This is a genomic window from Trueperaceae bacterium (genome assembly GCA_036381035.1).
Classification (GTDB): Bacteria; Deinococcota; Deinococci; order Deinococcales; family Trueperaceae; genus DASRWD01.
In genome coordinates, this window is sequence record DASVDQ010000100.1 from 22,643 (window position 1) to 44,598 (window position 21,956).

16 protein-coding genes are annotated in these 21,956 nt (G+C 74.3%); 11 read left to right on the plus strand and 5 right to left on the minus strand.

The genetic code is table 11. From position 1 onward, the window contains the following. Positions 1 to 14 precede the first annotated feature (14 nt). Positions 15 to 1,064, minus strand: coding sequence for a GntG family PLP-dependent aldolase (locus tag VF202_11860; GenBank protein ID HEX7040807.1), 1,050 nt, complete (start codon positions 1,062 to 1,064; stop codon positions 15 to 17). Continuing rightward, entirely contained in the window at positions 1,061 to 2,437 is a 1,377-nt protein-coding gene (gene trmFO, locus VF202_11865) for a methylenetetrahydrofolate--tRNA-(uracil(54)-C(5))-methyltransferase (FADH(2)-oxidizing) TrmFO (protein ID HEX7040808.1), read from the minus strand. Before trmFO ends, VF202_11860 begins: the two co-directional genes overlap by 4 nt. 48 nt (positions 2,438 to 2,485) lie before the next feature. On the opposite strand from trmFO, the gene VF202_11870 reads away from it, so the two are divergent. Beyond that, the gene (locus VF202_11870) at positions 2,486 to 3,640 is read left to right on the plus strand and encodes an RsiV family protein (protein HEX7040809.1); all 1,155 of its coding nucleotides are present in this window, start codon (positions 2,486 to 2,488) and stop codon (positions 3,638 to 3,640) included. Positions 3,641 to 3,689: 49 nt separating this feature from the next. On the opposite strand, the gene VF202_11875 is transcribed toward VF202_11870, so the two are convergent. Further along, positions 3,690 to 5,132, minus strand: coding sequence for a hypothetical protein (locus VF202_11875; protein ID HEX7040810.1), 1,443 nt, complete (start codon positions 5,130 to 5,132; stop codon positions 3,690 to 3,692). A gap of 66 nt (positions 5,133 to 5,198) precedes the next feature. Here VF202_11875 and VF202_11880 point away from each other — a divergent pair, with 66 nt between their 5' ends. The 7 genes from VF202_11880 to VF202_11910 all read left to right on the plus strand — a co-directional run bounded on the left by VF202_11880 (position 5,199) and on the right by VF202_11910 (position 14,206). After that, positions 5,199 to 6,293: a hypothetical protein gene (locus tag VF202_11880; protein ID HEX7040811.1), complete on the plus strand. Its 1,095-nt coding sequence runs from the start codon at positions 5,199 to 5,201 to the stop codon at positions 6,291 to 6,293. A 21-nt stretch (positions 6,294 to 6,314) separates the two neighbouring features. Further along, positions 6,315 to 7,979 (plus strand): GGDEF domain-containing protein, encoded by a 1,665-nt coding sequence (locus VF202_11885; GenBank protein ID HEX7040812.1) that lies wholly within the window; start codon positions 6,315 to 6,317, stop codon positions 7,977 to 7,979. A 136-nt stretch (positions 7,980 to 8,115) separates the two neighbouring features. Further along, positions 8,116 to 8,439: a hypothetical protein gene (locus VF202_11890; GenBank protein HEX7040813.1), complete on the plus strand. Its 324-nt coding sequence runs from the start codon at positions 8,116 to 8,118 to the stop codon at positions 8,437 to 8,439. A 30-nt stretch (positions 8,440 to 8,469) separates the two neighbouring features. Next, entirely contained in the window at positions 8,470 to 9,612 is a 1,143-nt protein-coding gene (locus VF202_11895; GenBank protein HEX7040814.1) for a M20 family metallopeptidase, read from the plus strand. Positions 9,613 to 9,622: 10 nt separating this feature from the next. Further along, on the plus strand, positions 9,623 to 11,218 hold the full coding sequence (lnt, locus tag VF202_11900) for an apolipoprotein N-acyltransferase (protein ID HEX7040815.1): 1,596 nt from the start codon (positions 9,623 to 9,625) through the stop codon (positions 11,216 to 11,218). 97 nt (positions 11,219 to 11,315) lie between these two features. Continuing rightward, the gene (gene trkA, locus VF202_11905; protein HEX7040816.1) at positions 11,316 to 12,665 is read left to right on the plus strand and encodes a Trk system potassium transporter TrkA; all 1,350 of its coding nucleotides are present in this window, start codon (positions 11,316 to 11,318) and stop codon (positions 12,663 to 12,665) included. Next, positions 12,665 to 14,206: a TrkH family potassium uptake protein gene (locus tag VF202_11910; GenBank protein HEX7040817.1), complete on the plus strand. Its 1,542-nt coding sequence runs from the start codon at positions 12,665 to 12,667 to the stop codon at positions 14,204 to 14,206. The genes trkA and VF202_11910 overlap by 1 nt, the downstream gene beginning before the upstream one ends. 111 nt (positions 14,207 to 14,317) lie before the next feature. Here VF202_11910 and VF202_11915 read toward each other — a convergent pair whose 3' ends face one another. Next, complete coding sequence (locus VF202_11915) at positions 14,318 to 14,926, minus strand: DUF6438 domain-containing protein (GenBank protein HEX7040818.1); 609 nt, start codon at positions 14,924 to 14,926, stop codon at positions 14,318 to 14,320. A 252-nt stretch (positions 14,927 to 15,178) separates the two neighbouring features. Between VF202_11915 and VF202_11920 the strand changes: the two genes are divergently transcribed. Together VF202_11920 and acs are read left to right on the plus strand one after the other, a co-directional pair. Beyond that, positions 15,179 to 18,085, plus strand: a complete 2,907-nt coding sequence (locus tag VF202_11920) for a PA domain-containing protein (protein HEX7040819.1) — start codon at positions 15,179 to 15,181, stop codon at positions 18,083 to 18,085. Between the two features lie 186 nt (positions 18,086 to 18,271). After that, entirely contained in the window at positions 18,272 to 20,221 is a 1,950-nt protein-coding gene (gene acs / locus VF202_11925) for an acetate--CoA ligase (GenBank protein HEX7040820.1), read from the plus strand. Between the two features lie 117 nt (positions 20,222 to 20,338). Here the strand turns inward: acs and VF202_11930 are convergent, their stop codons facing one another. Continuing rightward, positions 20,339 to 21,256 (minus strand): DMT family transporter, encoded by a 918-nt coding sequence (locus VF202_11930; protein ID HEX7040821.1) that lies wholly within the window; start codon positions 21,254 to 21,256, stop codon positions 20,339 to 20,341. A gap of 194 nt (positions 21,257 to 21,450) precedes the next feature. Between VF202_11930 and ispF the strand changes: the two genes are divergently transcribed. Further along, a partial coding sequence (gene ispF, locus VF202_11935; GenBank protein HEX7040822.1) for a 2-C-methyl-D-erythritol 2,4-cyclodiphosphate synthase occupies positions 21,451 to 21,956 on the plus strand: 506 nt, incomplete at its 3' end.

Below are 21,956 nucleotides of genomic sequence, written 5' to 3' on the forward strand. Positions count from 1 at the left end.
GGTGGAGGAGTGGCTCAGGCGGTAGCGGCCTCGGCCCGCTCGGCGGCCACGCGCGATAGCACCTCGAGAGCGACGTCCACGTCCTCGTCCGTCACCTGGAAGTGCGTCACGAGGCGGCAGCGACGCCTGCCCATCGCGTTGAGCAGCACGCCCAGCTCGGCGCAGCGCGCGGCGAACGAGGCCGCGTCGGCGACCTCGAAGTAGACGATGTTCGTCTGCACGGCCTCGAGGTCGACCCTCACGCCAGGGAGGGCGGCCAGCACCTCGGCGAGGCGCCGCGCCCGGCGGTGGTCGTCGGCCAGACGGGCGGGTCCCTCGGCGATCGCGACGATCCCGGCCGCGGCCAAGATCCCCGCCTGCCGCATGCCGCCGCCCAGCAGCTTGCGGTACCGGTGGGCCTCGGCCACGTGTTCGCGCGAGCCTACCAGCACGGTGCCCACGGGAGCGCCGAGGCCCTTGGAGAGGCAGAGGGACGCCGTGTCGAACCCGGCGCACACCTCGTCGACGCCCACGCCGAGCGCCACGGCGGCGTTGAAGGCGCGCGCGCCGTCGAGGTGGACCGGCAGGCCGTGGTCGCGCGCGACCCGCTGCACGGCGGCCACCACCTCGAGCGGCACGACGGTGCCGCCGGCGAGGTTGTGGGTGTTCTCGAGCACGACGAGGCCCGTCGGCGCCTGGTGTCCGGGACCGTGCACGGCCGCCTCGACGTCGGCGGGGTCGGGGGCCCCGCGCGGGGCCCGCACGAAGCGCGGCAGCGCCCCGGAGATCACGGCCATCGAGCCGGGCTCGTACTCGTACACGTGGGCGCCCTCCGGCACGATCACCTCGTGGCCGCGCCCCGCGTGCACCGCCACGGCGACCTGGTTGCCCATCGTCCCCGACGGCACGAAAAGTCCGGCCTCGTGGCCGGCGAGCTCGGCGACCATCTCCTGGAGCCTGATGACGGTGGGGTCCTCGCCGTAGACGTCGTCGCCGACCTCGGCCTCGGCCATCGCCCGGCGCATCGCCGGGGTCGGCCGCGTGACCGTGTCGCTCCTGAGGTCGACCGGCGCGCGCCCGCTCACGCCGCCCCCGCGGCCGCTACCGGCTCGGCCGGGCCGGCCGCCGCGCCAGGCGCCCACGGCGCCACCTCGGCGAGCCAGGCCGTGAACGCCGCCAGCCCCAGCTCGTACATCGCCTCGCGCCGCTCCCGCTTCGAGACGCCCTTGCGCCTCTCCACGTCGGGCACCAGGCCCCAGTTCGCGTTCATCGGCTGGAACCCGTCGGGGTTCGCCGAGGAGAGGTAGCGCACCAGGCCGCCCAGCATGCTGCGCTCCGGCGGCACGACCGGGGGCAGGCCGCGCACCGCCCGCGCGGCGTTCAGGCCCGCCAGCCAGCCCGTCGCCGACGACTCGAGGTAGCCCTCGGTGCCGGCGAGCACGCCGGCGGTGAACAGGCGCGGGTGCTCGCGGAACGCGAGCGAGGGCTCGAGCAGGGCGGGCGCGTTCAGGTAGGTGTTGCGGTGCATTACGCCGTAGCGGACGACCTCGGCGTTCTCGAGGCCCGGGATCAGCCGCACGACCTCCTTCTGGTCGCCCCACTTCAGGCCGGTCTGGAAGCCCACCAAGGACCACATCCGCCCGGCGGCGTCCTCCTGCCTGAGCTGCACCACGGCGTAGGGGCGCTCGCCGGTGCGCGGGTCCTCGAGGCCCACGGGCTTCATGGGCCCGAAGCGCGGCGTGTCGTAGCCGCGCCTGGCGAGCTCCTCGATGGGCATGCAGCCCTCGAAGAACTCGAGCTCCTCCCAGTCGTGGGGCGTGTGCTTCCGGGCCCGCGTGAGCGCCTCGTAGAACCTGTCGTACTGCTCCTTCGTGAAGGGCAGGTTGATGTAGTGGGCCTCCTGGCCGTAGCGTCCGGCGCGGTACGCCACGCTCATGTCTATCGAGTCGAAAGCGACGATGGGCGCCGCGGCGTCGTAGAAGCCGAGGAACCTGTCTCCCGCCACGGAGCGCAGCGAAGCGGCCAGGGCGTCGCTGGTGAGCGGCCCGGTGGCGAGCACGACGACGCCCTCCGGCACCTCGTCGACCTCGCCGCGGTGGACGGTGACGAGCGGCTCCGACGCCACCCGCGCGGTGACGGCGGCGCTGAAGGCCTCGCGGTCCACCGCCAGGGCGCCGCCGGCGGGCACCCTGTTGGCGGACGCCGCGGTCATCACGACGCCTCCGGCCCTGAGCATCTCGGCCTGCAGCAGGCCCTTGGCGTTGCTCCTGCCCTCGCCGCCGAAGCTGTTCGAGCACACCATCTCGGCGAACGAGCCGGTCGAGTGGGCCGGGGTCAGCTTCGCCGGCCTCATCTCCCACAGGTCGACGGCCACGCCCTCGCGCGCCGCGGCCAGCGCCGCCTCGCTGCCGGCCATGCCCGCCCCCACCACGGTGATCCTGTGCTCCGGCGCAGACATGCCGGCCAGACTAGCACCGGCCCGGAGGCGCGCGGCTAACCTGGGAGCGTGACCACGCCCCGCCGCCGGCGCCTCGCCGCGCTCGCCTGCGCGCTCGCCGCGCTCTGCCTCGGCGCCGCCTGGGCGCAGCCGCCGCGCACGCCGGCCGCGAAGGACTACTACGTCGGGACCGTCGCCCCCGCGGGCGGCACCGAGGAGCCGCTGCTCCTCGACCTGAGCCTCTGGGACGACGGCTTCGCGTTCGCGCGGCTGCAGCTCCCCGGGCGCCACGAGGTGCTGCTGGGGGCGGGTCGCCTCGAGGGTGGCTCCGACCTGCGGCTGGTCCTCAGGCGGGCCCTCCCCGGCGAGGACCCGTGGTGGTCCGCCGCGCTGGCGCGCGCCGCCGCCGCCGGCGAGGCGGAGCCGGAGCAGGCGGGCGAGACCGTGGCCGTGCTCTCGGCCGACCGCGACTACGGCTGGGCCGCCGAGGGACGCACCCTGGCCGGCGTGCTGCGCCTCGCCACCGGCGAGCCGCTGCGCCTGACCGCGACGCGGCTGGCGAGCGAGGCGCGGTGGTCCTTCGACATGGGCCGGGTCTCCTCCGCCGCGGTGCTGCCGCGCTTCCCCGGCCTCGAGGGCCTCAGCTCCTGGCTCGTCGACGGCGCGCTGCCGCCCGCGCGCGGCTTCGCCGCCGAGGGGCTCGCCATGCACGACGCCGGCGAGCTCGGCTGGGGCTGGTGGCGCGAGGAGCGCGTGGACCTGACGGGCGTCGCCGGCCCCTACCTCAGCCTGCTCTCCACCATCGACGACTACACGGGCGGCGCCCATCCGAACTCGCTCACCGGCTCGCACCTGCTCGCGGTGCGCGGCGACGACGTGGCGAGCCTAGGCCTGGCCGACCTCTTCGCCGGAGGAGGCTGGCTCGAGGAGCTGTCCGCGCTGGTGCTCGCGGGCCTGGCGGAGCAGGGGGCGCTGTGGGTGACCCAGGGCCAGGTGAGCGAGCTCGACGCGTCGGACCTCGCCGTGTTCACCCTCGACGCCGCGGGCGTGACGTTCCACTTCTCGCCCTACCTCATGGGACCCTACGCGCAGGGGAGCTTCCGCGTGACGGTCCCCTACGGCGCGCTCGCGGGCCTCGCCGCGCCGGGAGGTCCGCTGGACAGCTTCGCGCGCGGCGACGCGCCGGCGCTCGACGGCGAGGCGCCGGTCGGCGGGGGTGGCTAGGCGCCCGCAGGGAGCGACGGGCCGACGGGTGGCGGGAGCGGCCGCCGGCTCACAGGTACGACCGGCGGCGCGGCCGCACGCCGCGCAGCAGCCAGACCACGACGGCGAGGAGCAGCAGCGAGGCGCCGGTGAGCAGGGCGATCACGTGGTTCCACCAGGCGATCTCGATCACGGCCCGCGGCACCGACGCCAGGGCGAAGCGCAGGCCGTCGGCGACGGCGGCGAAGAGCCCCTGCGCCTGCGCGCCGAGGGGCAGCGCCGCCTCGTCGGGGACGGTGCGGCGGAGGCGGTCGAAGGCCCAGGCGCCCAGCGCCGAGCCGAAGACGATGGCTAGGCCCACGTTGCCGAGCCGCCACAGGCCGCGCGAGAAGCCGACGACGAGGACGAGCAGCACCGCCGCCAGCACGCCGGCGCCCACGGTCCAGCGCGTGTAGCGGGCGCGGGCGGCCGCGCTGAACGCGTCGATCACGGGCGCGACGCCGCGCACGCGCTCGGCCTGGTCCTGCCGCGTGAGCTGCGCCGCCGCCAGCGCGCCGCCGCCCTGGTGGGCGCGCCTGGCCAGCGCGTCCATCACGGCGTCGTTGGCCTCCTCGGGGCTGAGCCCGGCGAGCTGCGAGGCGGGCAGGAGGCCGCTGAGGGCGTCGCCTCCAGGGTCGGCCTCGCCGGCCAGCACCTGGGCGGCCCCCGTGAGGCGCGCCTCGATCTCGCCGCGGCGGCCCAGGAGCAGCGACTGGAGCAGCGCGTGCACCTCGGCGCGGGCGCGCTGGTCGGCGCCCTCGACGAGCCGCGTGCGGAGGTTGGGGTTCGTGATCACCTGACGGGCGGCGTCGATGCCGTCCGCCATGACCATGTCGGCGAGCTGGGAGACCACGGCGACGCCGATCTCGCGGTCGCTCATGCGCGCGAGGCGGTTGGGCGACTCGTAGACGAACACGCCCACGACGGGCTGCACCAGCTCGCCGGGGTTCGCCGCCGCCTGGGCCGGCCAGTCGGCGAGGCGCGAGCCGTCGTCGAGGCCGGACGGCAGCATCGTCGCCTCGAGCGAGGCCCGCACCAGCGAGTCGATGGGGCCCTCCACCGCCGATCGCAGCTGCGCCCCGAGCTCGGGGTCGGCGACGGAGTCGAGCATCGCCTGCGCGCCGCCGGTGATGAGCCTGTCGGCGAGAACGCCGGCGATGCGGCTGACGGCCTGGTCGACGGTGAAGGTGGGCACCTCGGTGGGGTCGGCGAAGACCTCCACGCCGGGCAGGAGCGCCAGCGGCTCGCCGGGGACGTAGGCGGTGCCGGAGCGCACGCCGAGGTCCGCGGCGGCGCCGCCGGGCCGCAAGGTCAGCTCCAGCACGCTGCGGATGACGCTCACGCCCCGCTCCTCGGAGGCGAGCTGAGCCTGCGTGAACAGCAGCACGCCGGCCATCACGGTGAGAGCCAACAGCACCGCGCTGGCCCAAGTCACGTCGCGCTGCCACGCGCTCTGCCTTTCGGTTCGGTACATCTGAGGCGGCCTCCTAGAGCCTGAGCTGCGCGTCGCCAGATTACCGCGTTGCTTACCATGGAGCGGATGGGCCTCTCGGCTAGCGTCGCCGTCTTCCCCCTCGGCGGACCGTTCCACACGCGCTGGCCGCGCTACAACGTCGTCCACGTGCGCGAGTCGCTGAAGGCCTTCGCGCCGCACGTCGTGGCGCTGGCGCCGCTGGCGCCCGGCGCCCTGGCCGACCCCGCCTGGCAGGACACCGACGAGCTGGCGCTGCCGCACACGGTGGTGCCGTGGGCGCGGAGCGCCGGCGTGCCCGTGGTGGAGGTGGGGCTGGCCGAGGACGACCCCGACGACCCCGGCTTCGCGGGCGCCGGCGACGAGCTGAGGCGCTACCTGGAGATGTACGAGGACGGCCAGCTTCGTCTCCGCCGCCTCGACGCCGCCTGGGAGCCCGTGCGCGAGCTGCTCGCGCGCCCCCTCGACCTCGGCGCCGTCCTGGGCGAGCTGCTGCCCGCCGTGGAGCGCCAGCAGGCGCTCGCCCGCGAGCTCCTCGGCGAGGGACCGGGCGACGAGTGGCGCGACGCGCGGGCGGCCGTCGTGGCGAGCCGCGCCCTGGCGGCGGCGCGGTCGGCCGCCGGCGACGCGGACCCGGGGGCTACCGTGAGGCTGGCCTTGCTGGCTAGCTTGGAGGCGGTGCCCGCGCTCAGGCGGGCGCTGGGCGGCCGCGCGGTCGCCGCCGCGGGGGTGCGGGTGGAGATGGTGGAGCCGAGCCCTGTGGACGCCGGGGAGGAGGCGCGGGAGCGCGCCCTCATGGACGCCGCCCTGTCGGGCATGGGGGAGCCGGAGAGCCTGCTCCGCGGCCTGGCGGAGCTCGCCGCTCCCGAGGCCCGCTACCTCGAGGCGAACCTGCTCCTCGAGCTGGGGCGCTTGGACGAGGCGATCGCCAGGCTCGAGGGCCTGGTCGCTGGCGACTTCCACGAGCCCTACTACCTGCCCGGGTTCGCGCTGGCGCGTCTGGGACAGATGATGGACCTCGCGGCGCGCCGCGACGACGCTGTGCGATGCTACAGGGGAGTCATGGCGCTCTCCTACGCCCCCGCCGCCGCCAGGTCCGCGGCCACCGACGGCCTGGCCACCCCCTTCTCCCTCGCCGCCGACGCCGGCGCGCAGGGCGCCTGAGGGCGAGCCCGGGAGGCGACGGTGAAGCGGGGGACCCTGATCCTCATAGGCGTGCTCGCCACTGTGACGGCGGGCACCCTGGCGACGGGCACCATGACGACGGTGGGGCTGCCGCTGACCGCGGCGACCGCTTTCGTGGGGATCGTGGCGTCGCGCCCGCGCGGTTGGGCCTGGCGCCTCGCCGCCGCCGGCTCCCTCGCCTGGCTGGCCGAGGAGGCGTTCTGGCTGCTCAAGCGCCTGGGCGGGGAGTGGGACGGCACGCTCTCCACCGACATCACCTACTTCGCCGGGTCGGTCCTGTGGGGCGCGGCCCTGCTCACGCTGCACGGCCGCCGCGTGCGCACGCGCCTGTGGCTGCTGATGCTGCCGGCCGTGGCGATCGTGGGCTGGATGCTCGTCGTGCGGGCGGCCGACAACGTGGCCATCCAGTTCCCCTACATCGACGCCGTCCTCCTCGTCCTCGCCGTGCCCGCGCTCGAGCCGGCGCTGCGTGGGCGCGCCTCGGAGGGGCGCGTGCTCATCGTCCTGGCGTTCCTCATCAGGGCCGTGGGCTCCGCGTCCTTCGTGTGGCTGTTCAGGGGCGGGGCCCTCGAGGAGGGCGCCGCGCTGGTGTGGCTCCTCTCCTACGGCGCCCTGGCCCTGGGCGCGCGGCTGGAGATAAGCGGCGAGCCGGCCGAGCTCTTCGTGGCCAGCACGTCGGTGGTGCTGCTGGAGACCGTCGCCGGCACGGTGGTGGCCGCCGTGCTGCGCATGGGCAAACCCCTCGACTCCGTCTCCGGCGGCGTGCTCCTGCTGCTCGCCTACTGCCAGCTCGTGGTGCTGATGCTGATCGTCTACACGCAGCGCCTCCGCTACTCGTCGGCCGACAGGGAGCTGAGCGCCTGGGGCGAGCTCGTCGCCGACCTCGGCACCGGGGACGGCACCGGCGACGACCGCGCCCACGCGCAGGCGCGCTTCCTGCGGGCCCTGCGCGAGCGGCTGCCCGGCCTGCGCGGGCTGGTGCTGCACGAGGAGCAGGACGTGCTGGTGGGCGAGCGCGGCTCGTACTCCTACCCCCTGGTCGCCGGCGGCACCGAGGTCGCGCGCCTGCAGTTCGCCGGCCAGCCGCGCGAGCTCGACGTCCTCGACGCCGTCGCGCCGTTCCTCGCCGGGCGCCTGCGGCAGTCGCAGCTCGCGGCCGCGTGGGCCGACCAGGCGCTCAGCGACCCGCTCACCGGGATCTTGAACCGCCGCGGCTTCGCCGTCAGGGCTGGCCGCCTCGTCGGCCGGTCGCGGGCCGACGCCGTGCCGATGTGCGTGGCCATGCTCGACCTCGACCTCTTCAAGCGCGTCAACGACTTCTACGGGCACGCCGTCGGCGACGAGGCGCTCCGCGCGCTCTCGAACGTGCTGCGCCGCAACCTCAGGCCCGACGACCTCGCGGTCAGGTGGGGCGGCGAGGAGTTCGTCGTCGTGCTCTTCGACGCCGACAGGGAGGTGGCCGTCGACGTCATCAGGCGCGTGCGCTCCGACCTCAAGGAGCGCAAGCTCCACCCCATCGAGTGGTCGCTGACGTTCTCCGCCGGCCTCGCCGGCGGCGGCGTGCCGGCGAGCCTCGCCGAGCTCGAGCTGTGGATCGAGGAGGCGGACGCGGCCCTGAGGCGCGCCAAGGCGGCGGGCCGCGACCGCTACGAGGTGGTGGCGTAGGCGCACCGTCCGCCCCGGACCGGCCGCTGGCCGAGCGGGAGCGCGAGGCGAAGGGCGCTCGCCTCCCGCCGAGGACCCCGGCACCTGCGCGCCGAACCGCGCACGACCCCCGCTCATCGGGCTATCATGCGGGCTCATGAGGGAGCTCCTCTACGACGCGGCCAAGCACTACCGCCACGGCCGCGCCCTCGCCGAGCGCGGCGACGTCCGCGGCGCCATGCAGGCGTACCGCGAGGCGCTGAAGGACCTCCACGCCGTCAAGCCGCAGCGCATGCGCGACGTACTGCTCGCGCAGGTCTACCTGTCGCGCTACGTCATAGGCCGCGAGGTCGACAGCCGACGCGCCGACAGCGACCTCCGCATCGGCTACTCGTACGCGCGCACGACGCACGAGCCGCACGTGAGGCAGCTCGCCGAGGAGCTCTGGCGCCAGCGGGCCCCGGCGGAGCGCGAAGGGTAGGCCGGTCGGCGCGGCGTTAGCATGGCCGCCATGGCCAGCACCGTCACCATCGCGGACGCCATGGACGCCCGCGACGCCTACCTCGCGACACTGAGAGACCTCGTCGAGCACGAGAGCCCCACCGGCGACAAGCGCGCCGTCGACGCGCTCGGCGGCCGGCTGGAGCGCGTCCTGACCGAGCGGGGCTGGAGCGTGCGGCGGCACGAGCGGGAGCGCGTCGGCGACGTGCTCCAGGCGACCCGCCGCGGGGCCGGCGGGCCCTCGACGCTGCTCCTCGCCCACATGGACACCGTGTGGCCCCTGGGCACGCTGGAGCGCATGCCCGTGAGGGACGACGGCGAGCGCTTCTGGGGACCCGGCTCGCTCGACATGAAGGCCGGCATCGCCACCGCTGTCCACGCCGTCGACCTGCTGACGGCCAAGGGAGCCGCGCCGGCCGGCGACGTGACGCTGCTCGTGACCACAGACGAGGAGACGGGCAGCCACCACTCGCGCGACCTGATCGAGGAGCTGGCGCGCGAGCACGACCGCGTCCTCGTGCTCGAGCCGGGCCGGGACGACGGCGCCCTGAAGGTCGGGCGGAAGGGCGTCGGCGGCTACACGGTCACGTTCCAGGGCCGCAGCGCCCACGCCGGCAACGACCCGGCGGGCGGCGCCAGCGCGCTGCGGGAGCTCGCGCACTTCCTGCTGTTCGTCGAGGACCTCGCCGACGGCGTGGCCGGCACGACCGTGAACCTCACGGTCGCGAGGGGCGGCATGGCGTCCAACGTGATCGCCGAGGAGGCCGTCGGCACCGTGGACCTGCGCGTTCTCAAGGCCTCGGAGGCCGAGCGCGTGGACGCGGCGGTGCGCGGCTACCGGCCGCGCGACGAGCGCGTGGCGGTGTCCGTCGCGGGCGGGCTGAACCGGCCGCCGCTCGAGCAGACGCCCGGGAACGCCGCGCTGTTCGCTTCCGCGGTCGCGGCGGGGCGGGCGCTCGGCCTCGAGGTGACTGGCGCCGTAGTGGGCGGCGGCTCCGACGGGAACTTCACCTCGGCGCTCGGCGTCCCCACGCTCGACGGGCTCGGCTCCGTGGGCGGCGGACCGCACGCGCGCGACGAGCACGTGCACGTCGCCAAGACGTTGGAGCGCGTCGCCCTGCTCGCCGGGCTGCTCGCCGGCGCCGGCTCCTGAGCACCGCCCCATGAGCCGGGCCGGGCCGGGCGGCGCCGCGCCGCTGTTCGCCGTCGCCGCGTGCGGGGCGCTGCTGACGCTGGCGCTGCCGCCCACCGGCGCGTGGCCGGCGGCGGCGGCACTGGCCGGCGCGTTCGCGGCGTCCGCCAACGCCCGCCGCGGCGCGCGGGCGTTCGCCATCGGCTTCTGGTTCGGCCTCCCCTTCTTCGCGATCTACCTGGCCTGGCTGCCCGCCTCGCTGGGGGACCTCCTGGGGCCGGCGTTCTGGGCGCTGTTCCCGCTCCTGGTGCTGGCCCTCGCCTGCGTCTGGGGAGGCACCACCTGGCTGTCGTGGCGCGCCGCGGGCGGCGGCGGGCGGCGCACCCTCTGGTTCCTGCCCGTCGCCTGGGTGGCCGTGGAGTGGGCCAGGACGCAGGGCTACCTCGCCTTCCCCTGGGGCGCCCTCGGCTACGCCTGGCTCGACACGCCCGTCGCGCAGCTCGCCAGCGTGGGCGGCGTCTACCTGCTGGGCCTGCTCGTGACCGTCCCCGCCGCGCTGCTGGCGCTGCCGCTGGTGGCGCCGCGGTCGTCGCTGGGCCCGCCCTCGCCGCGGCTGCTCCTCGCCCCGGCGGCGGCGCTGCTCGTCGTCGCCGCTTCCTGGGCGGCGGGGTCCGACGTGGGGGCGTCCGCCGAGGCGGGCCTGCGGCCGGCCACCCGCCTGGCGCTGCTGGTGCAGGGGAACGTCGACGCGTTCGGGCGCGCCAGCGGGGCGGCGCACGACCTGCGCGTGCACCTCGAGCTCACCAGGGGCGCCGTGGCGGACGCGCGCGCGGCGAGGACCCCGCCCTACGACCTCGTCGTGTGGCCGGAGGGCGCGGTGATCGGCTACCAGATGGACGGTGCGGCCGCGGCGGCGCTGCACGAGGAGATCACGGGCGCGGCGCCGGGAGCGGCGTTCGTCGTCGGAGGCAGGGCCTACGAGGACGGCCTGTCGTTCAACAGCCTCTACTCCCTGGCCGGCGGCCGGCTCCTGGGCCGCTACGACAAGCACTACCTCGTGCCGTTCGGCGAGCGCTGGCCGCTGCAGGGGTCCCTGCCGTGGCTGTACGAGCGCGTGTTCGGGCTCTTCGGCCTCCCGCCGCTGGCCGGCACGGCGCCGGGGGAGGCGCCGCGGCCGCTCGACACCCCGCTCGGCCCCGTGGCGGCCTTCGTCTGCTACGAGTCGGTGTTCCCGCAGGTGCAGCGCGCCCAGGTCGCCGCCGGCGCCAGGCTGCTCGTCCTCGGCACGAACGACGCCTGGTTCGCCCGCGGCGCCGGCGCCGAGCAGCACTTCGACATGGGCCGCCTGCGCGCGATCGAGACGCGCCGCTGGCTCCTGCGCGCCGGCAACGACGGGGTCACCGCCTCCGTGGACCCCCTGGGCCGCACGGTCACGCGCCTGGAGCGCGGCGTCGCCGGCACCCTGGCGGCGCCGTTCGCCCTCGAGGATGGCCTCACCGCGTGGGTGCGCCACGGGCACCTCACGCCCTACCTCCTGGGCGCCTACCTCGTCGCGTCCCTGGCCGCCCTGCAGGCCGCGCGGCCGCGCGAGGGCGGACGCGTCGCGGACCGCCTGCGGCGGCGCTAGTGGCCGGGTCCCGCAGGACCTCCCGACCGTCCCAGCAGGCGTCCGCGGCCGGCGACCCGGCGCCGGTCGGGGCCGCCGGCGTTAGCATGGCCGCGCCATGAACGTGCTCATCGTCGGTGGCGGCGAGATCGGGGCGCTCATCGCGGCCGAGCTGCACGAGGAGCACGGCGTCACCGTGCTCGACGTCGACCCCGAGCGCGAGGCGGGCTTCGAGAGCCTCGACGTCCGCTTCGTGCGCGGCTCCGGCACCGACCCGGACGACCTCAAGGCGGCCGGCGTCGAGCGGACGGACGCCTTCATCGCCTGCACCTCGAACGACGACATCAACGTCCTCTCCTGCCTGGCGGCGAAGGGCCTGGGGGCGAAGGAGACCCTGGCGTTCGTCACCAGGCAGCGCTACGTAGACGCCTTCAAGGCCAAGGGCGCGTTCCAGTCGGTGGGCCTGCTCATCGACAGGGTCCTGTGGCCGCAGCGGACCCTCGCCCACCAGATCGCCGACATCGTGCGCGTGCCGCGGGCCGTGGACAGCGCCAAGTTCTGGCGCGGGCGCGTCACGATGCTCGAGTACCTGCTGGAGGCCGGCGACCCCTTCCTCGACCGACCGCTGGCCCAGGTGCGCCTGCCGGACGGCGTCCTGCTCGCGGGGCGCATCCGCGGCGACGACTTCGAGATCCCCTCCGGCGGCACCGTGCTGGCCGAGGGCGACCGCGTCGTGTTCCTCGGCGGCACGCAGGAGATGAAGGAGATCAGGCGCCGCTTCGCGCCGCGCCGCCGCTCGCTGAACGTCGCGATCGTCGGCGGCGGCAACGTGGGGTTCATGGTCGCGGAGGCGCTGGCCTACGACCGTGCCAACATCACGATCATCGAGTCGGACGAGGCGCGCTGCGAGAAGCTGGCGCAGTGGCTGCCGCACGCCCTGGTGCTCAAGGGCGACGGCACCGACATCGAGCTGCTGCAGCAGGAGCGCGTCGAGGACGCCGACGTGGTCGTCGCCGTCACCGACGACGACGGCAGCAACCTGCTCGTCTCGCTGCTCGCCAAGCAGCTCGGCATCCCCAAGGTCGTCACGAGGGTGGGCCGGGCGCGGAACCGCCGCCTGTTCAGCCGCGTCGGCATCGACGCCCCGCTGACGCCGCGCACCGCGGCCGTGCAGGAGGTCCTCAACTGGCTGAGGGTCGACCGCGTCGACCACATCGCCAGCATCGAGGACCACGCCGAGGTGATGGAGGTGAGCTTCCCCGCCGACGCCGTGGGCGGCCCGCTGATGTCGCTCGGCGCCCCGGCCGACATGCTCATCGGCGCCATCGAGCGCGACACCAACGTGATAATCCCCCGCGGCAGCACCGAGGTGCGCCCCGGCGACCACCTGCTCGTCGTGACCGTGAGCGACAACGTCGAGGACGTGGAGGCCTGGCTCGACGAGCGCCGCCGGGCGGCCAAGGAGTGATGCGCGGACCGGGGCGGCGCGCCGCGTCCGCCGGGCGGCTCGACGCCGCGCCCGAGGGCGAGGCGCGGACGCACGGGCGCGGGCGCTTCGCGCCCTACGTGCTCGGGACCGTGATGATCGTCCTCGCCGGCGTCGCGGCGCTGTTCGCGCTCTACGCCGCCTTCGCGCGGGAGCCCGTGGGCGGGTTCCTGGCGTTCGTGGCCGTGGCGGCGCCGTTCGGGGTCCTGCTCCGCCGGCTCGGCAGGTCGGAGGCCGAGCCCGGCCGCCGCGAGGCCATCGCCACGGTCCTGCTCACCTGGCTGCTGGCGCCGCTCCTCGGCGCCGTGCCCTACCTCGTCGACCTGCGCCTGCCCCTCCACGCGGCGGTGTTCGAGTCGTTCAGCGGCTTCACCTCCACCGGCGCCACCGTGCTCACGGCCCTCGACACGCTGCCCCGCTCCCTGCTGCTGTGGCGGGCCGTGACGCAGTGGGTGGGCGGCATCGGCATCATCGTCCTGTTCGTCGCGGTGTTCCCCCAGCTCTCGATCGCCGGTCGCCAGATGTTCTTCACCGAGCTCCCCGGCGTCAAGGACGAGCGGATCACGCCTCGCCTGCGCACGACCGCGGCGGCGGTCCTGTCGGTCTACGCGGGGCTGACCGTGCTGTGCGCGGCCGCCTTCGCGCTGCGCGGCATGCCTCTCGTCGAGGCGTTGGGGCACTCGCTCGCCACCGTGTCGGCCGGCGGCTTCGCCATGCACGACGTCGGCCTGGCCCACTACCTCGACCCCGGCATCGAGTGGGTCGCCGTGGCCTTCATGCTCGTCGCCGGCCTGAGCATGCCGCTGCTGTGGCGCGCGCTGTTCGGTAGGCCGGGCCTGCTCCTGCGCGACGCCGAGGTCCGCGTCTACCTGGGCGTGGCCGCGGCGGCGTCGCTGGCGCTGGCGCTGCTGCTGCGCGAGGACGGCGGCCTGCCGCTCAGGCAGGGCGTGTTCCACGCGGTCAGCGTGATCACCACGACCGGCTACAGCACCAGCGACTTCGCAGCCTGGGCGGAGCCGGCCCAGGCCGTGCTGATCGTGCTGATGCTCGTCGGCGGCAGCACCGGCTCGGCCAGTGGCGGGGTGAAGGTGCTGAGGTGGCTGATCATCGCGAAGAACACCGTGCGCGAGGTCAGGCGCGTGCTCTACCCCCGCGCGGTGCTGCCCGTGCGCGTGGGCAACGCCATGGTGCCGGAGGAGGTGCTGCGGGCCGTGGCGGCGTTCATAACTCTCTACGTGACGCTCGTGGCCCTCACCACGGTCGCCCTGGTCATGCTCGGCACCCCGTTCGTGGAGGCGCTGACGAGCTCGCTGGCCTGCATCGGCAACGTCGGGCCCGGCCTCGGCGCCGTGGGCCCGTACGGCTCCTACGCCGAGCTGCACCCGGCCGCGCACCTCGTCCTAGCGTTCGGCATGTACGCCGGACGCCTGGAGGTCGTGACCGTCTTCGTCGTGTTCGCCCCGGGCTGGTGGCGTCTGCCGCGGCGCAGCCCGCTGGCGTGGTGGCGCGCGGAGCGCTCGTGAGCCGCCGCGCACCGCCCCGGCCGGCGAGACCCCGGCGACGTGCGCGTTCGCGGTCGGGGCGGTCCCGGGCCGGCGGTCGGGCGCCCTAGGGCGCCGACGCCCCGGACATCCTCACTCGTCCCACTCGGCGCCCTCCAGCAGGTCGAGCAGCAGCTCCCTTATCGCCCAGAAGGTCGCGGGCTCCACGCCGGCGTCGGCGCGCACCACCTTCGTCTCGTCCGGCCAGTCGACGAGGACGTACGAGGTGGGGTTGTCGAGGAACGAAGACGCGTAGGTGTCGTCCAGCTCCGCGAACCCGGCCTCCTCGACGAGGCGCATGACCTGGCGCAGCCGTCCCGCGTCGACACGGCCGGAGTGCTCGCCCAGTCGCTCGACGTTCGCCTCCCCGACGTACGTGAACCGCCCGTCCGCCGAGAAGATCGCCGTGAAGGTCGGGCAGCCCACCAGGCAGTTCGTCATCTCCACGCCGATGCGGGTCACCCTGGGCGCGGGCGGCGTCGGCGCCGCGCCCGCGCGCCCGGGGGCGCACCTGGCGCCGGGGGGCGCCTCGCAGGGCGGCTCGCCTGCCGCCTGAGCCGCCGGCTCGCCGGCGGCCAGGACCCGGTGCAGCACCGCGAGCTCGCCCGCGGCGGCGTGCGCCCCGAGGACGAGCACGACGAGGAGAGCCAGCGCCGGGACGAGCCGACGCGCCGAGCGGGGACGTGCGGCCGAGTTCTTCATGAGACCATGCTGCCACGACCCGAGCCTCGCCGTTCATGGTGCCCCGGTGAAAAGGCCTTCACCGACGCGGCGTGAAGCTTGTGGAAGGCCGGACCGCGAACTTGTGGCACACTTCACGTCAGCGAGGCTGGAAGCCATGACGCCACCCGGCTCGGCGACCGTGCGCGGCCGGAGACGGGCGGCCGCCCGTCTTCCCATGCCCGGCAACGGCCGGGACACCGCCACATGGCCTCGCGGTCGGAAGGGGTCTAGATGAAGTCCATTCGCCTCACGTGGCCGGTGGCGCTCATCGCGCTGCTGGTCGTCGCCTGCGGCGGTCCGGGACCGACAGAGCCGACCGCCATGTTCTCCGACGCCGACCTCGAGGCGGCGGAGACGTTGAGCGTCGCGCGACAGGTGACGCTGCCTCAGGGCGACGCGAGCGCGACCCTGAGCGCGCCCTTGATCACCCGCGACGACCTGACGGCAGGCGGCCCACGCGCCACGCTCTCCCTCGACTCGAACAGGAAGGGACGCGGCGGCGTCGACGACCTCGGCGGCTACGTCGCCTACGTCCGCCAGGACGGCGCGTTCTACTCGATCCACCTCGTCGACCTCGACGACGAGGACTCGCCGGAGTCCGACGGCGAGCGCGTCGTCTACCGGGGCAGGAGGCCCATCGAGTCGGTGTCCGTCAACCGCGCCGGCACGCGCATGGCGTTCATCGCCCAGTCCCACGCCGGCGACAACGACGTCTTCCTGCTCGACACCGAGAGGGGCCGCATCCAGCGGACGCGCACGCCCGACGTGAACGAGACGCACATGTCGATGGCGCTCGACGGCATCTCCGTCGCGTGGCAGGGCGGCACGTCAGACGCGCCGAGCATCGTCTGGTACCACGTCTTCGCCGGCGGGCTGGAGATCACGCCGGAGGTGTGGGAGGCGCTCTACGGCGCCCCGCTCCACGCCACGCAGCCGTCGCTAGCGGGCAACGGCACGTCGATAACGTTCTACGAGACGAGCGGCGGCCTCGCCCAGCTCATCGGCCAGCCGGCGGTGGGCAGCCTGGCGGTGCTCGACCTCGTCCTCGACGAGTGGGACGTCACGGCCCTGGACCTCGGGGTCCTCTACCTCTCCACCGACCTGTCGTGGCCGAGCCTCTCCTACGCCGGTGACAGGGTCCTCTTCTACGAGGTCTTCAACGGCACCCCGTTCCTCTCGATGATCGACCTCGAGGCGCAGGTGCTCATCGACCTGCTCGCCGGCACCGAGCTGGAACACCCCTACCTCACGGCCGACGGCGACCACGTGGCCCTGGGCTTCGGCGGCGACGTCTGGGCCGGCCCCATCGACGGCGCCATCCTGCCCCTCACCAGCGACCCTGACACCGTCGACAGCGCCAGCTACTGGGCGCGCGGCAACTTCACCTCGTACGCGGGCACCAACACCCAGGGCACGTTCGTCCGCCCCGGCGGCGACGGGCTCACCGACGAGCAGCGCACCGTCGGCTTCCACGCCTTCGAGTTCAAGCCCATCACCAGCGACTTCTACGCGATCGAGAGCGTGCAGGACTACGACGGCTACCTGCTCCTCTACGAGGGCTCGTTCGACCCGTCGGCCCCGGAGGCGAACCTCCTGGCGACGAACGACGACTGGCAGGGCCCGTTCGACGAGGAGACCGGCGTCGGCACCTCGCGTATCGTCGCCGAGCTCGCGAAGGGCGCGAAGTACGTGGTGGTCACCAGCGCGTGCGGCGCGCCGGGCTCGCCGTGCGGGCCCAGCGAGGGCTTCTTCAGGAACCTGATCGTCGACGGGGCCACGCCGCCACCGCCGCCGACCGAGCTGCCCCCGCCCGACGACAGCAAGTTCAACATCACGCTGCGGTTCTGGGACGACAGCCTGTCGGACGCCGAGAAGGCGGTGTTCCAGCTCGCCGCCGACCGCTGGGCCGAGGTGATCTCGGGCGACCTCGAGGACATCGAGGGCTTCGTGCTCACCGAGACGCAGGTCACGGCGGGAGCACCGGGCCTCTTCGGCACCCTCGACGACGTCATCATCGACGCCGCCAAGGTGCCCATCGACGGCGCCAACGGCACGCTGGCCCGCGCCGGCGCCGTGTGGATCCGCGACGGCGGCGCCTCCGACGGCCTGCCGATCTACGGGATCATGGAGTTCGACGAGGCCGAGTTCGGGCCAGGCGGCTTCTTCGAGGACATCGACGCGTTCGCCGAGACGATCATGCACGAGATGGGCCACGTGCTCGGCATCAGCCGGGCGTTCTGGATCCCGCGCAACTTCATCTCCGGCAACCCGCCCGACACCTCCGTGTGCTCCGACGTCGCCGACCCGGACTTCAACGACCCGCGCTACGAGGGGCCGCAGGGCAACGACGCGTGGGCGAACTTCTACGGCGCCGGCGCCGGCGAGAAGGTGCCGATCGCCAACACGAACGGCTGCGGCACTGCCGACAGCCACTGGCGCGAGGTCTACCTGCAGGACGAGCTGATGACCGGGTTCGCCAGCGGCAGCGGCGAGCCGCTCAGCCGCGTGACCATCGGCGCGCTCGAGGACCTCGGCTACGTCGTCGACTACGCCGCGGCCGACGACTGGTCGATCCCGCCGCTGCCCACGCTCGCCCAGGTGTCCCCGAACCCGCAGCAGTACCAGGTCGAGTTCGACTTCGGCATCCCCTACACGAACTCGCTGCTCGGCGAGGCGGAGGCGGAGGTCACAGCGGTCGACCTGCAGCTCGGGCTCGGCAACACCTCGACGAGCGGCTGCGAGCCCGAGGACTTCGACGGCTTCCCGGTCGGCAACATCGCGCTGGTCCAGCGCGGCACGTGCGCGTTCGGCCTCAAGGCCCAGAACGCGCTGGACCATGGTGCCGCGGCCATCCTGATCGGCAACCAGGGCGACACGGAGGACCGCATGCTGCCGCCCAACGGCACCTTCGGCGACGCCCCCATAGCCATCATCGGCGTGCCGATCTCGTACGAGCTGATGGTCGAGCTGTCCGAGACTGACGGCGTGGTCGTCGCGGTCGACACCGACACGTCGGACAACCGCGCCGCCCTCAGCCCGCAGGCGCTGCCGCTGGTCCAGTGGCGCCTGGCCGAGGACCTGGTGCCCATCCAAGGCGCCATCGACCGGGACGGCAACGTCACGCGCTTCGGCGACTGAGCGCCCCGCGGCGGGGCCCCGAGCCGCCGCCACGGCAGAACCGCGGGAGGCGCCCCCTAGGGGGCGCCTCCCGCCGTCGGGGCGGTGCCGACGCGTCGCCACCGCCGGCCGGCCCGGGCTATGCTCGCCTGCGTCGCTCGCCCCAACGCCAACGCCGCGGACGCCAGCTCGCGGCACGGAGGAGACATGGCAGAGAGCATCGAATCGGTCCTGCAGGAGTCCCGCACCTTCTCCCCCTCCGAGTCGTTCCGCTCGCGGGCGCACGTCTCCGACCCGGCCGAGTTCCAGCGCATGTACCGGCGGTCGCTCGACGACCCCGAGGGGTTCTGGGGCGACGCCGCCAAGGAGCTGCTCCACTGGTTCGAGCCGTGGCGGAAGGTGCTGGTGTGGGACGAGCCGCACGCGCAGTGGTTCGTGGGCGGCAAGACGAACCTCGCCTACAACTGCCTCGACCTCCAGGTCGAGCGCGGCCACGCCAACAAGGTGGCGTTCTTCTGGGAGGGCGAGCCGGGCGACAGGCGCACGCTCACCTACGGCCAGCTCCTCGAGGAGGTCAGCCGCTTCGCGAACGTGCTGAAGGGCAAGGGCGTGGGCCTCGGGGACCGCGTGGCCATCTACATGCCGATGATCCCCGAGACCGTGGTGGCCATGCTGGCCTGCGCCCGCATCGGCGCCACCCACTCGGTGGTCTTCGGCGGCTTCTCGGCCAGCGCCCTGGCCGATCGCATCAACGACGCCCAGGCCGAGGTCGTGATCACCGCCGACGGCGGCTACCGCCGCGGGCAGGTCCTGCCGCTGAAGCCGGCCGTCGACGAGGCCCTGCGCGAGACGCCGAGCGTGCGCAGCGTGATCGTGGTCAGGCGGGCCGAGAACCCCGTGAGCATGGAACGCGGGCGCGACGAGTGGTACCACGACCTCATGCGCGAGGCGTCAGACGACTGCCCCGCGGTGCCCGTCGACGCCGAGCACCCCGCCTACATCCTCTACACCTCGGGCTCCACGGGCCGGCCCAAGGGCGTCCTGCACACCACCGCCGGCTACCAGGTGTACACGGCGCTGACGACCAAGTACGTCTTCGACCTCAAGGAGGACGACGTCTTCTGGTGCACCGCCGACGTCGGCTGGGTCACGGGGCACAGCTACATCGTCTACGGACCCATGGCACTGGGCGCCACGCAGGTCATGTACGAGGGCAACCCCGTCTACCCCGGGCCCGACAGGCTGTGGGAGCTGGTGGCCCGCTACAACGTGACGATCTTCTACACGGCCCCCACGGCGATCCGCACGTTCGTGAAGCTGGGCGCCGAGCACCCGGCGCGGCACGACCTCACCACGCTGCGGCTCATCGGCACCGTGGGCGAGCCGATCAACCCCGAGGCCTGGATCTGGTACCGCCGCGTGATCGGCGGCGACCGCTGCCCCGTGGTGGACACCTGGTGGCAGACCGAGACCGGCGGCATCATGATCTCCACGCTCCCCGGCGTGCACGCCACCAAGCCGGGCTCCGCGGGCGTGCCTCTGTTCGGCGTCGAGGCCGCCGTCGTCGACGCCGAGGGCGAGGAGGTCGGCCCGAACCAGGGCGGCTACCTGGTGATCAAGCGCCCGTGGCCGGGCATGCTGCGCACCGTGTACGGCGACGACGACAGGTACCGCAACCAGTACTGGGGCGAGGTGCCGCACGCCTACTTCTCCGGCGACGGCGCCAGGCGCGACGAGGACGGCTACTTCTGGATCATGGGCCGCGTCGACGACGTCGTGAACGTCTCCGGCCACCGCCTGGGCACGATGGAGGTGGAGTCGGCGCTGGTCTCGCACCCCAAGGTCGCCGAGGCGGCCGTCGTGGGACGGCCGGACGAGCTCAAGGGCCAGGCGATCGTGGCCTTCGTGACGCTCGAGCAGGGGTTCGAGGCCACAGAGGACCTGCGCGAGGAGCTGAAGAGGCACGTCGTGCGCGAGATCGGCGCCATCGCCAGGCCGGAGGAGATCCGCTTCGCCGACTCGTTGCCCAAGACGCGCTCCGGCAAGATCATGCGCCGGCTGCTGCGCAGCGTCGCCACCGGCCAGGAGCTCACGGGCGACGTCAGCACGCTCGAGGACCGCACCGTCGTCGAGAGGCTGCGCGCGGCGGACGCGTGAGCCGAGGCAGCTAGGGGAACCTGGAGCGAGTCGCCGCCGGGCCAGCGGAGCCGGGGCGCGTTGGCCGACGCCTCACAGCCGGCCTAGAGGTCGCGCCTCACTTCGCGCGCCGGGCGTCTAGGGGCCGACCGCGCCGGCGTCGACCGCGCGTGGCCGGCCGCCGCGGGAGGAGCGCCCGCCACCCTCCGCCTGCGGCCGGCCGCGCGTCTGGCCCACCTGGCTGTAGAGGATCGAGCCCACGAGCAGCGCCCCGCCGACGACGCCGCGCCAGCCGAGCTCCTCGCCGAGCAGCAGGTAGGCGAACAGGGCCGCGAACACCGGCTCGAGCCCGAACACGAGGGCGGCCACGTGGGCGGGCACGACCCGCTGCGCGTGCACCTGCAGCACGGCCACGCCGGCGGTGGCCACGAGGGCCAGGAAGGCGACGGCGGCCCACGTCCTCACCGGCACCGTGGGGATCACGTGGGCGACCGGCGTCGCCCACAGCCAGGCCAGCGCCAGCATGGGCAGGTGCTGCATGAAGGCGAGCGAGTTGGCGTTCACGCGACCGCTCACCTCGCCCAGGTAGACGATGAACAGCGCGTAGGTCACGGCGGTGACGAGGATCAGCAGGTCGCCGGCGTTCACGGACGAGAGGCCGTCGCGCGTGGCGATGATCGCCAGGCCGACGAACCCCACGGACGCGGCCAGGTAATCGCGCGCGAGCAGTGGCCGGCGCCAGAAGGCCGCGGCCGCCACGGGCGTCAGCACCACCGAGAGGCCCGTGATGAAGGCGGCGTTCGAGGCCGAAGTGATGCCCAGGCCGACCGTCTGGGTCGCGAAGCCGATGAACGCCAGGACCCCGAGCCACAGCGACGGCACCAACGCCCGGCGGTCGAAGCCCGTCCAGGCCAGCGCCAGCGCGGCCAGCGTGAACCGCGCGGCCAGCAGCAGCGAGGCCGGGATCGTGTCGAGCGCGTCCTTGACGATGACGAAGGTCGACCCCCAGACGACGGTGATCGCCACGAGGACACCGAGTCCCAGGGTCGGCGACATCCGGCCCATTCTCCCACGGCCCGCGGGGGCGGCGAGGAGGGCTGGGGCGAGGTCCGTGGTCCGGCGCGCCGAGGCGCGACGCGACCGACCGCCCGTGCGTCCTTCCGCGACGCCGTGGCGCGTCGGTGCTCTTGGCCAGCGCGCTGCGGCGCGCGACCCCCCGCCCCGGTGCGGGCCCCGCTACCATGGCTGCGATGGCGGTCCGCGAGGTCCCGGCGAGGTCGTTGGTGGGCGGTTCGCGCGTCGGCTACGGCGAGGACGCGCACCGCCTGGCGGCCGGGCGGGCCCTCTGGCTGGGCGGGCACTCGATCCCCGAGGCGCCGCGCGGCGCGGCGGCCCACAGCGACGGCGACGCGCTGCTGCACGCGCTCTCCGACGCGGTCCTCTCGGCCTTCGCGCTGGGGGACATCGGCGTCCACTTCCCGCCGGGGCAGCCCGAGACCGCCGACATGGACAGCCGCCTGATCCTCAAGCGCTGCCTGGAGCTGGTCGCCGAGCGGGCGCCGGGCGCCCGCCTCGTGAACGCCGCCGCCGTCGTGACGCTCGACGCCCCCAAGCTCGGCCCCCACCGCGACGCCATAGTGGCCTCCTGCGCCGAGTTCCTCGGCCTGGCGCCGGGGCGCTTCGGGCTGACGTTCAAGACGTCGGAGGGCCTGGCGCCCGACCACGTGCAGGCGCGGGCGACGGTGCTGTTCGAGGT